This is a genomic window from Myxococcus sp. CA051A, assembly GCF_013336705.1.
Taxonomy (GTDB): domain Bacteria; phylum Myxococcota; class Myxococcia; order Myxococcales; family Myxococcaceae; genus Myxococcus; species Myxococcus llanfairpwllgwyngyllgogerychwyrndrobwllllantysiliogogogochensis.
In genome coordinates, this window is sequence record NZ_JABUMS010000005.1 from 550085 (window position 1) to 562141 (window position 12057).

The 12057-nt window shown below is 68.1% G+C and carries 6 protein-coding genes; 4 read left to right on the forward strand and 2 right to left on the reverse strand.

Annotated elements, in window-relative coordinates:
- Positions 1 to 722: 722 nt before the first annotated feature.
- The gene (locus tag HUA74_RS18435; RefSeq protein WP_174455524.1) at positions 723 to 3113 is read left to right on the forward strand and encodes an ABC transporter permease; all 2391 of its coding nucleotides are present in this window, start codon (positions 723 to 725) and stop codon (positions 3111 to 3113) included.
- A gap of 252 nt (positions 3114 to 3365) precedes the next feature.
- Positions 3366 to 5492: a S46 family peptidase gene (locus HUA74_RS18440; protein WP_174455525.1), complete on the forward strand. Its 2127-nt coding sequence runs from the start codon at positions 3366 to 3368 to the stop codon at positions 5490 to 5492.
- Positions 5493 to 5611: 119 nt separating this feature from the next.
- On the opposite strand, the gene guaA is transcribed toward HUA74_RS18440, so the two are convergent.
- The gene (gene guaA, locus HUA74_RS18445) at positions 5612 to 7165 is read right to left on the reverse strand and encodes a glutamine-hydrolyzing GMP synthase (protein WP_141641088.1); all 1554 of its coding nucleotides are present in this window, start codon (positions 7163 to 7165) and stop codon (positions 5612 to 5614) included.
- Between the two features lie 99 nt (positions 7166 to 7264).
- Between guaA and HUA74_RS18450 the strand changes: the two genes are divergently transcribed.
- Complete coding sequence (locus HUA74_RS18450; RefSeq protein ID WP_174455526.1) at positions 7265 to 7885, forward strand: hypothetical protein; 621 nt, start codon at positions 7265 to 7267, stop codon at positions 7883 to 7885.
- Positions 7886 to 7968: 83 nt separating this feature from the next.
- On the opposite strand, the gene guaB is transcribed toward HUA74_RS18450, so the two are convergent.
- Positions 7969 to 9426, reverse strand: coding sequence for an IMP dehydrogenase (gene guaB, locus HUA74_RS18455; protein WP_141641090.1), 1458 nt, complete (start codon positions 9424 to 9426; stop codon positions 7969 to 7971).
- Between the two features lie 175 nt (positions 9427 to 9601).
- Here guaB and HUA74_RS18460 point away from each other — a divergent pair, with 175 nt between their 5' ends.
- Positions 9602 to 11905, forward strand: coding sequence for a TIGR02266 family protein (locus HUA74_RS18460; RefSeq protein ID WP_174455527.1), 2304 nt, complete (start codon positions 9602 to 9604; stop codon positions 11903 to 11905).
- Positions 11906 to 12057: the final 152 nt, after the last annotated feature.

Below are 12057 nucleotides of genomic sequence, written 5' to 3' on the forward strand. Positions count from 1 at the left end.
GAGTCGTCGCGGGAGAGGTTGCGTACCCAGTGCATCGGGCGGCCATGACTCGCGGCGCGCACCACCATGGCAACCGGGGCTAGGGCCGCGAAGGCCTGCTGAAACGCGACGGTGCGCCTGCACCGCGCGCAGGTAACGACCGTCGCATCGGTGGATGCGGGCGCGGCACCGCCTCGGCCGCAGGCGGCGCGATTGCCTCGGCTACGCATGTGGACAACGGGTTGGGGCTTGGCGGCGTCCTGGTGGACGGGCCGTGGGGTATTGCTGGTCATGGGTTGGGCTCGGATGCCGCGCGATGGGGCAAACGCCGTGCCGGCCACGAGGGCACCGTGAATGGACGGTGGCACCTCGTGGGGGCACGACAGGTCCGAGCGACCCGCGCGGGATTGTCGCTTGGACTCAGCTGGGAGGCGAGGCGCGCGAGCCCGAGGGCTCCAGCGGCAGCCTGTGCAATACCTCGTAGGTGGTATCCAAATGACCCAACCTTGAGGCCAAAGTCATGAACTTGCGTGCAGGACGGAGAAGCTGCGAAGCCCTTGAAATCACTAGTGAATGCCCGGCCAGTAGGTCCGATAACATGCGTTATGTAAACTAAGCGAAGGGGAAACCAGGGGTCGTTTTTCCAGGGTTCTTCCCCGCTGTTCCCGGGCCATCGGCGCGCGGCGGTCGGCCAAGATGCGGGCCTTCCAAACCTCCACCACGGCGTTCCCGGACCGGCCCCTATGAGATTCCTCGACGACCTGCTCGCGGATGCGCGCTTCGCGTTCCGCACGTTCCGACGTGCGCCCGGCTTCGCGGCCGCCGCCATCCTCTGCCTCGCCCTGGGCATCGGCGCCAACGCCGTCATCTTCAGCGTGGTCCACGGCGTGCTGCTCCGGCCTCTCCCGTACGCCGAACCCGAGCGGCTCGTGTCGCTCGTCGAACTGCGCGCCCAAGGCTCCGGCGGCCCGGTCTCCTGGCTCACGTTCTTTGACTGGCGCGATCAAGCCCGGGCCTTCGAGCACATGGCGGCATTCACCGTGGGCGGCTCGATTCTCCGCGCGGACGACGATTCCGAGCGCCTGGAAACAACCCGAGGCACCGCCGACTACTTCACCGTGCACGGCGTCCCCCCGTTGCTCGGCCGGACTTTCGCGCCCGGCGACGACCAGCCCGGCCATGAGCCCGTCGCGGTGCTCAACGAGGCGCTCTGGCGACGCCGTTTTGGCGCGAATCCCGCCGTCCTTGGCCGCACGGTGCTCCTGGACAATGTCCCGCATACCGTCGTCGGCGTCATTCCCGAGTCGTTCGCCCCGGACATGGACGTCTGGCTGCCGCTGGTGGCTCCGCCCGATGCCCGTGGCGGTCGCTATTCCACGGTGCTCTCCGTGCGCGCCCGGCTGGCGCCCGGAATCACCCTGGACTCGGCCAACGAGCAGCTCAAGGCCGTCACCGCCGGAATCGCGGCCGCGGGCCCGGATGCCCTCAAGGAACGCACCGCCCGGGTCGACTCGCTCGCCGAGGCCCAGACACGGCTCTGGAGCGGCCCACTGAAGCTGCTGCTGGGCGCCGTGGCCCTGGTCCTCCTCATCGCCTGTGCCAATGTCGCGAACATCCTGCTCGCGCGCGCCGGTGCCCGCCGGCAGGAACTCGCCGTCCGCGTGGCGCTCGGCGCGACCCGCGCCCGCGTCATCCAGCAACTCCTCGTCGAAAGCCTCCTGCTCGCGCTCACGGGCGGCGCCCTGGGCGGACTGCTCGCGCACTGGGGCCTGGACGCGCTGCTCGCCGTGGTCCCCGAGTCGATGCCACACCGGGCCGCGGTCTCCCTCGATGGGACGACCTTCCTGTTCCTCGCCGCCATCTCCATCGGGAGCGGCCTGGCCTTCGGACTGCTTCCCGCGCTCCAGCTCTCCCGGCTCGACCTTCGCGGGGCCCCCATCCAGGGCGGCCGACGCCTCCGGTCCACGCTGGTCGTCGTGGAGCTGGCGGTCTGTCTGGTGCTCCTCGTGGGCGCGGGCCTCCTGGGCCGGGGCTTCTTCCAGCTCCTCGGCACGTCCCCCGGGCTCGCTCCGGAGCAACTGCTCACGCTGCACATCGCCATCCCCGACAGCCGTTTCTTCACCGAGCAGGGCCTGGACGGAAACGTGCCGAGCACCCTGCTGGAGCCCATCCTCGACGAGGTGCGAGCGCTGCCCGGGGTGAGCGCCGTGGGAATGACGTCGCTGCTGCCCATCCAGCGTGCATGGAACAACGCCCGCTATGTCATCGAGGGCGAACCGCCCCCGGAGGCCGGCTCGGAACCAAGGGCCGAGCGCCGCTCCACGAGCCCCGGCTTCTTCGCCACGGTGGGAATCCCGCTCAAGCAAGGCCGCGACTTCACCACCGCCGACGCGGCCCCCGGTCAGCCCGCCACGGTCATCATCAACGAGACGCTCGCGCGCCGGCACTTCCCGGACGGCAACGCCCTGGGCCGCCAGCTCCGACTCGGCACCGGGGCCCACACCATCATCGGCGTCGTGGGCGACGTGCGACAGGCCGGCCTGGACAAGACGCCGCTGGCCGAGCTCCACGTCCCCTACGGCCGGCCCTGGGGCGACGACAGCCTGGTGCTCGTCGCTCGAACCTCGGTGCCACCGGAGACCTTGCTGCCCTCGGTCCGCGAGGCCGTGCGCCGGGTCGACTCGAGCCTGCCCGTCTTCCGCGCCCTCACCATGGACCAGGTCATCTCCCAGTCGCTCGGCTTCCGGCGGCTCGTGCTGTGCCTGCTCGGCGGCTTCGCGGCGCTCGCCCTCGTGCTATCCACCTACGGCCTCTATGGCGTCATCTCGCTGCTCGTCTCGCAGCGGACGCGGGAGCTGGGCATCCGCATGGCGCTCGGGGCACGGCCCGGAGACGTCCTCCGACTCGTGCTCGGCCAGGGCGCGAGGCTCGCGGGAGTGGGCATCGCCCTGGGGCTCGTGGGCTCCCTGGCGCTGACCCGGTTGCTCGAAAGCCAGCTCCACGGAATCACCGCCACGGACCCCCTCACCTTCGGCGCCGTGGCCACCCTGTTCGCCCTCGTCGCCCTGCTGGCCTGCTGGTTTCCCGCGCGCCGCGCCACCCGCGTGGACCCGCTCGTGGCCATGCGCACCTGAGTCACGGCGACCCGACCCGGAGCGGCGGGTTCTCGACGCGCTGCGATAGCCAACCCTGGGGAGCGGTCATCCGCTCGAATCGTGCAATCACGGGCAGCGACATCTCGTAGGACTCCTCGCACTGACGAGGAATCCCCAGGCCGCCTGGATGTTCCAGGGGTTGGGAATTCTTCCCAGCTTTTTTCCCGGTTGACCGAGGCAGTGGGTTACCGCAGAACCGCGACACCCCCGGCCCTGGAAAGGACCTGTCCAATGAAACGGTTGTTCCTGATTGCCACCCTTGTCGGCGCCGCCCCCGCGCTGGCCGACGAAGGCATGTGGACGTACAACAACTTCCCGTCCGCGAAGGTGAAGGAGAAGTACGGCTTCGAGCCTTCGCAGGAGTGGCTCGACAAGGCCCGGCTGTCCTCCGCGCGGCTCGCGGGCGGCTGCTCCGCCAGCTTCGTGTCCGCCAACGGCCTGGTGATGACGAATCACCACTGTGCTCGCGGCTGTATCGAGCAGCTCTCCGGCGCCAAGAAGGACTACATCGCCAACGGCTTCTACGCGAAGACCGAAGCCGAGGAGACGCAGTGCCCGGCGATGGAGATCAACCAGCTGGAGCAGATCACCGACGTCACCGAGGCGCTGAACAAGGCGACCGCGGGGCTGTCCGGCAAGCCGTACAGCGACACCCTGAAGGCGAAGATGTCCGAGCTGGAGCAGGCGTGCTCCGCGGGCGACGCCAAGGTGCGCTGCGACGTCGTCACCCTGTACCAGGGCGGCAAGTACAACCTCTACAAGTACCGCCGCTTCCAGGACGTGCGCCTGGTGATGGCCCCCGAGCACGCCATCGCCTTCTTCGGCGGCGACCCGGACAACTTCGAGTTCCCCCGGTGGGACCTGGACGTGACGTTCCTGCGCGTCTACCAGGACGGCAAGCCGGCCAAGACGGAGAACTTCTTCAAGTGGTCCGAGAAGAGCGCCAAGGAGGGTGACCTCACCTTCGTGTCCGGCCACCCCGGCCGCACCTCGCGCGGGCTGACCATCGCGGAGCTGGAGTACCAGCGCGACGTGGCCATGCCGAAGATGCTCTTCATGATGTCCGAAGTGCGCGGCATGGTGACGGAGTTCCAGAAGCGCGGCCCCGAGCAGAAGCGCATCTCCAACAACCTGCTCTTCGGCGTGGAGAACGGCCTGAAGGCGACCAAGGGCCGCCTGGAGGCGCTGCAGGACAAGAAGTTCTTCGGCCAGAAGGTCGCCGCCGAGCAGGAGCTGCGCAAGAAGGTCGACGCCAACCCGGAGATGAAGAAGAAGTACGGCGCGGCGTGGGATGAGATCGCCAAGGCGCAGAGCCAGCTCGTCAACGTCCGCAAGGACCTGGCCTTCGTCGAGCAGGGCAACGGCCTGTCCTCCAGCCTGTACAGCATCGCCAAGACGCTGGTGCGCGCCTCCGAGGAGCTCCCCAAGGAGAACGGCCAGCGCCTGCGTGAGTTCAACCAGGCCAACGTGCCGGCCCTCACGGCCCAGTTGCTCAGCCCGGCGCCCATCTACCCGGAGCTGGAGATCATGCGCCTGTCGTTCGGCCTGACGAAGATGCGCGAGGAGCTCGGCTCCAACCACCCGTTCGTCAAGAAGGTCCTGGGCAAGGAGTCCCCCGAGAAGCTGGCGGCCCGGCTGGTCAAGGGCTCCAAGCTCTGCGTCCTCAAGGACGTGAAGGGCTCCAAGGTCTGTGACGTGGCCGTGCGCAAGGGCCTGCTCGACGGCGGCAAGGCGGCGATTGCCGCTTCGAAGGACCCGATGATCCAGCTGGCCCTCGCGCTCGACGCGGATGGCCGCGCGGTCCGCAAGAACTACGAGGAGAACATCGACGCGGTCATCAAGAAGAACGCGGAGCTGGTCGCCAAGGCGAAGTTCGAGGCCTACGGCACCAACCAGTACCCGGACGCGACGTTCAGCCTGCGCCTGTCCTACGGCTCGGTGAAGGGCTACATGGAGGACGGCAAGAAGGTGGAGCCCGTCACCCAGATGGCCGGGACGTTCGAGCACGCCACGGGCGAGGAGCCCTTCGCCCTTCCGCCTTCCTGGCTGAAGTCGGAGAAGCTGCTCGACGGCGCCACGGCGATGAACCTGGTCACCAGCAACGACATCATCGGCGGCAACTCCGGTTCCCCGATGATCAACAAGGACGCGGAGATCGTCGGCCTGGTGTTCGACGGCAACATCCAGTCCCTGGGCGGTGAGTACGGCTTCGACGAGTCCGTCAACCGCACCGTGGCCGTGCACAGCGACGCCATCATCGAGTCGCTGAAGAAGATCTACGGCGCCACCCGGGTGCTCGAGGAGCTGCGTCCGGGCAGCACCAAGATTCCCTCGGTCCCCACGAAGCCGGCCGGGTGATTCACCCCGCCTGAAGGGGCCCGGGCTCAACCCCCGGACCCCTGAAGCACGAAGAGGCTGCCTGGGCACGTTCGCCAGGCAGCCTCTTTCGCGTTTCCAGCGGGCACCCTACTCCCGGCTCACTCCCACTCGATGGTGGCCGGGGGCTTGGAAGACACGTCGTAGGCGACGCGGTTGATGCCGCGCACCTCGTTGGTGATGCGCGTGGAGATGCGCTCCAGCACGGGGTACGGCAGCCGGGCCCAGTCCGCGGTCATGCCGTCCACGCTGGTGACGGCGCGCAGCACGCAGGTGGACTCGTAGGTGCGCTCGTCGCCCATGACGCCCACGCTCTGAACGGGCAGCAGCACGGCGAAGGCCTGCCACAGCTCCTTGTAGAGCCCCGCGGCGCGAATCTCCTCCTGGACGATGGCGTCCGCGCGGCGCACCAGCTCCAGGCGGGCTTCCGTGACTTCGCCCAGCACGCGGATGGCCAGGCCGGGACCGGGGAACGGCTGGCGGTTCACCATGTCCTCGGGCAGCCCCAGTTCGCGGCCCAGGGCGCGGACCTCGTCCTTGAACAGCTCGCGCAGCGGCTCCACCAGCTTGAGCTTCATCGTCTCCGGCAGGCCGCCCACGTTGTGGTGGCTCTTGATGGTGACGGAGGGGCCCTTGTACGAGACGGACTCGATGACGTCCGGGTACAGCGTGCCCTGTGCCAGGAACCCGGCGTCCTGGATGTCGCGCGAGGCCTCCTCGAACACGGCGATGAACTCACGGCCGATGATCTTCCGCTTCTTCTCCGGGTCCGTCACGCCGGCCAGCGCGTCCAGGAACCGGGCCCGCGCATCCACCGTCTTCAGCGGGACGTGGAAGCGGTCCACGAAGAGCCCCTCCACCTGGGCGCGCTCCCCCTGCCGCAGCACCCCGTTGTCCACGAAGATGCACTGGAGCCGGGGGCCGATGGCGCGGTGGAGCAGCAGCGCGGCCACGGAGCTGTCCACGCCGCCGGACAGCGCGCAGATGACCCGGCCCTGCTCACCCACCTGGCGGCGGATGGTGGCCACCGCCTCGTCGATGAAGCCCTTCATCGTCCACGAGCCGCTCACCTTGCAGTCGTTGAAGAGGAAGGCGCGCAGCATGGCCTTGCCTTGCGGGGTATGTACGACTTCCGGGTGGAACTGGAGGCCGTAGAAGGGCTTGGTCTGGTGGGCCGCCGCAGCGAAGGGCGAATTGCCACTGCGACCAATGGCCTCGAAACCGGGCGGAAGCTCCTCCACCCGGTCTCCGTGGCTCATCCACACCTGGACCCGGTCTCCGGGTTTGAACTCCGAGAAGGGCCCGCGGGGCGCCAGGACCTCGACCTCCGCGTTGCCGAACTCACGGTGTGCGCCCCGGTCAATGCGCCCGCCCAGGAGCTTGGCGGTGAGCTGGAGGCCGTAGCAGATGCCGAGGACGGGCACGCCCGCCTCGAAGACGAACGGGTCACACCGGGGGGAACCAGGCGCCTCCACGGACGCCGGGCCTCCGGAGAGGATGATGCCCCGGGGGGCATAGCGGCGGATATCCTCCGCCGGGAGGTCCGGGCGGTGGATTTCGCAATAAACGCCCAGTTCGCGCACCCTCCGGGCGATGAGCTGGGTGTACTGACTCCCGAAATCGAGGATCAGGATCTTCTCGGCGTGCAGGTCCACCGGAGGTTCTCCAAGGGGCGTCGTTGACGGCTGGGGGCCCTTATCGCTACAAACTTCCGGAAAGCAACGCCCAAGTCCCCTCAATTGTTCGAGGTCCGGATGCTCCGCCGCCTGTCCGCTTCCACTGCTGCGACCCTCTTGTTCCTCTCCGCCTCTGGATGCGTGAAGGAAATCTCCTCCGACGAGCGACTGGACCGCGAGACCCAGAACCTGGCTGTCAAAGACACGCCAGGGGTCTCCGATCTCCAGAAGCTCACCTGTGACGACACCACCGACGCACTGGGCAAGGCCCGCAACGTCAATCGCCCCGAGACGGACCGCCTCGTCGACTACATCGAGCTGTACTCCTCGCTGCGCAAGCGGACCACCACGTTCGAGGAGGCGATGAACCGCAACCCGGACCTGAGCTACCGCGAGGGCAGCCAGCAGATCGTCAATGCACGGGACACCTGCATCCAGCAGACGGCCGACGTGAAGGTGGAGTTCGAGACCTACATGCGCGAGCTGGTGATGGTGCCCACCGTGCAGGAGATCAAGGGCGGCAACACCGTCACCATCGCCCGGCTCGACTTCAACACCCTGCGCCAGGCCATTGAAACGCTGGAGCCCGACGACAAGGACGCCCTGCTCAGCCGCGTGGCCGGCGCCGAGGGGAAGATCTCCGCCGCGTCGCCGTCCTCCGAGGACTCCGGCTCCGGCGGTCGCAAGGGCCGCAAGTAGCCGCCTTCCCGGCCGAAACAACCGAGGGCCCCGCCGCCTGGCGTGGGCCCTCTTTTCGTTCCAGGAGCCGCCCGTTCTGACGGCTACTCCACGCGGTAGTTGGGGGCCTCTTCGGTGATGATGACGTCGTGGACGTGGCTCTCCTTGAGGCCCGCCGAGGTGATGCGCACGAAGGTCGCGTTCTTGCGCAGCTCGTCGATGGTGCCGCAGCCCACGTAGCCCATGCCGCTGCGGATGCCGCCCAGCATCTGGTGGACGTTCATCGCGAGCGTGCCCTTGTACGGCACCCGGCCTTCGATGCCCTCGGGAACGAGCTTCACCGCGTCCACGTCCGACTGGAAGTAGCGGTCCTTGGCGCCCTGCTTCATCGCGCCCAGGCTGCCCATGCCCCGGTAGCTCTTGTAGCTGCGGCCCTGGTACAGGATGACGTCTCCGGGGGCCTCCTCGGTGCCGGCGAAGAGCGAGCCGATCATCACCGTGCTGGCTCCGGCCGCGAGCGCCTTGACGATGTCGCCCGAGTACTTGATGCCGCCATCCGAGATGATGGGGATGTCGTGCTTCTCCGCCTCGCGGCAGCAGTCATCCACCGCGGTGACTTGCGGCACGCCCACGCCGGCGACGACGCGGGTGGTGCAGATGGAGCCGGGGCCGATGCCCACCTTCACCGCGTCCACGCCCGCCTGGATGAGCGCGCGGGTGGCCTCGGCGGTGGCGACGTTGCCGGCGATGAGCTCGAAGCCCTTGAAGTTCTTGCGCGTGTCCCGCACCCCGTCCACCACGCCCTTGGAGTGGCCGTGCGCGGTGTCGACGACGATGACGTCCACGCCCGCCTTCACGAGCGCGTCGATGCGCGCCTCGCGGTCCGGAGACACGCCCACGGCGGCGGCGCACAGGAGGCGCCCCTTGCCGTCCTTGGCCGCGTTCGGGTTCGTCCTGCGCTTCTCGATGTCCTTGATGGTGATGAGGCCGCGAAGCTCGAAGTCGTCGTTGACGATGAGCAGCTTTTCGATGCGGTGCTCGTGCAGCAGCTTCTGCGCATCCCCCTGGATGATGCCCTCGCGGCCGGTGACGAGCTTGCGCGTCATCACCGCTTCGACCTTCTGCGTGAGGTTGGTCTCGAAGCGCACGTCGCGGCTGGTGACGATGCCGACGAGGCGACGCCCCTTCACCACGGGGATGCCCGACACGCCATGGTGCCGCATCAGCTCGATGGCGCGGCCCAACGGGGCCTCGGGGTCGATGGTGACGGGGTCCACCACCATTCCACTTTCGAACTTCTTGACCTTGGTCACCTCGAGCGCCTGCTGCTCGGGGGTCATGTTCTTGTGGATGACACCGATGCCGCCCTCTTGCGCCATGGCGATGGCGGTGCGCGACTCCGTCACCGTGTCCATCGCCGCCGACAGGAGCGGGATGTTCAGGCGAAGGTTGCGCGTGAGGCGGGTCGACAGGTCCGCATCCTTGGGGACAACCGAACTTTCGGCGGGCACCAGGAGGACGTCATCGAAGGTGAGTGCGAGCCGGATCTCGGGGTTCAACATGGGCGGCGCTCCCGGGGCGAAGGGCCCACGAGGCACCAGCGCCCCGAGGGTGCGGTTCCATACGAGGTACGTTGTCCCCACGCAACCTGGAAGGGTGGACTTTTTGACGCCCGTTCACTCGCACTTCAAGCGATAATCCGACCGGGCTTTTCACTCACGTCTCAGGAACCGGGCTTTGACGGAATCGAATCAGGCGGCGGTCGGGTTGGTCGTGAAGCTGCCATTCGCGACGCCGGAGGAGTTCCTGGCGAAGTATGGCGGCAACGTCACCCGGGGTGGCATCTACCTGCGCGCTCGCGCGGTGAAGCCTCCTGGGACGGCCGTCACGCTGGACCTTCGGCTGGCGAGCGGCGAGCGGCTCATCCACGCGCAGGCCGTGGTCCACTTCGTCACCGGGCAGGGAGGCCAGGGCGTGGTGGGCATGGGCCTGCGCTTCCTGGGGATGGACCCCCAGACGCGCCGCTTCCTCGACTCGGCGGTCGCCGCCCTGCCCCACGCCCAGTCGGACGCGCCCCCGGTCCCCACGGGCGTGGGTGCTCCGGACTACACCGTCCCACCTCCGCCACGGCAGGCGAATCCCCAGGTCGTCGCCGCCCAGGTCGCCCCCCCTCCGGGCGGAGTCGCCCCGGTGCCCGCGACGATGATGTCGGACGCGGCGTTGGACCTGAACACGGCGGAGCCCAAGCGCGCGGGTGTGGTGATTGGCATCGACCTGGGCACGACGAACTCGTGTGCCGCCTATGTGCGCAACGGCAAGCCCGGGGTGCTCAACAGCCGCGAGGGCCACAACACGGTGCCCTCCATCATCGCCGTCAACACGCGCGGCAAGCTGGTGGTGGGCCACCCCGCCAAGGGGCAGATGCTCACCAACCCCCGGCACACGGTGTACGGCGCCAAGCGCCTGGTGGGGCGCGCGTACGAGTCCGCCATCGTCGGGTCCATCAAGGACAAGTTCCACTACGAGATCACCGCGGGAGAGAACGGTGACGCGGGCGTGAAGCTGTCGGACCGCGTCTACACGCTCCAGCAGATCTCCGCGCTCATCCTGCGCGAGGTGCGCGAAGTCGCCCAGAACCAGCTGGGCCAGCCCGTGTCCCGCGCCGTCATCACCGTCCCGGCGTACTACAACGACAACCAGCGCCACGCGGTGCGCGAGGCCGGCAAGCTCGCGGGGCTCTACGTCGAGCGCATCCTCAACGAGCCCACCGCCGCGGCGCTCGCGTACGGCTACGGCCGCAAGCTCAACCAGCGCGTGCTGGTGTACGACCTGGGCGGTGGCACGTTCGACGCGTCCGTGCTGGAGCTGGCCGACAACGTCTACGAGGTCATCTCCACCGGCGGCGACACCTTCCTGGGTGGCATCGACTTCGACAACGCCATCGTCGCGTACCTGCTGGAGGAGTTTCAGAAGAAGACGGGCCGGGCCTTCCAGGGCGACCGGGTGGCCATGCAGCGCATCAACGACGCGGCGGAGCGCGCGAAGTGCGCGCTGTCGGAGCGCTCGGAGATGCGGGTGCATGTGGCCTTCGTCACGATGATCGAGGACAAGCCGTACGACCTGGACGTCACGCTCACGCGGCAGAAGCTCATCGAGCTGACGGAAGGGCTCGTCGACCGCACCGTCCAGGTCTGCGAGGAGGTCCTCCGGGTGAAGAACCTGGGCCCCAAGGACATCGACGAGGTCATCCTCGTCGGAGGCCAGAGCCGCTTCCCGCTGGTGCACGAGAAGATCACCCGCTTCTTCGGCAAGCCGCCGAGCAAGGGCGTCCACCCCGACGAAGCGGTGGCCCTGGGGGCCGCGCTCCTGGCGCACAGCCTGGGGCAGCTCGAGGGCGTGGTGCTCATCGACGTGCTCCCCATGGCCATTGGCGTGGGCCTGCCCGGTGGACGCTTCAAGCCCGTGCTGGAGCGCAACACCTCGCTGCCCTCCACCAAGAGCTACACCCTCTCCACGCACCGCGACGGCCAGACGGAGCTGGAGCTCACCGTGTTCCAGGGCGACTCCGACAAGGCGTCCGACAACGAGTACCTGGGCACGCTGAAACTCGCGGGACTGCCCAAGCTCCCGCGTGGCGCCGTGCAGGTGTCGGTGACGTTCGAGGTGAACAACGAGTCACTGTTGAAGGTCACCGCGCGCGAGTCCTCCTCCGGGCGCGAGGTGACGAGCACCTTCTCCACGCGCGACACGCCCGACGCCGTGAAGGCGAAGCTCGCCCAGTTGGACGCCGAAGGAACGGCCGCCGCGGCACAGGCGACGGGCTCCACGCCGACGCGCACCGTGAGCACGACGGGAACAGGCACCGCCAGTCCGGCGCCGATGAGGGCTCCTGCGGGCGTGACAACTACCTCGGCTCCACGAATCGCTCCTCCGAAGGTCACAGCCGCGCCGCAATCCAACGTCCACGCGGTACCGGCCTTGGTGAGCGCGAAGTCGCGAGGCTTCGTACGATGGCTCAAAGGCTTGTTCGGTAGGGCCTGAGTCTCGATTTCTTGCTGAGAGTGGATCAGTCCTCCTTCCACTTTCACGCTGGGAATGAAGATGCATGTGGGTAGTCGTTGAGGCCCGCGATTGTCGGCCTCGCCTGTTATTAAGCCGCCGGCCGCAATCAGCCCGGACGAGCTCCACACCCC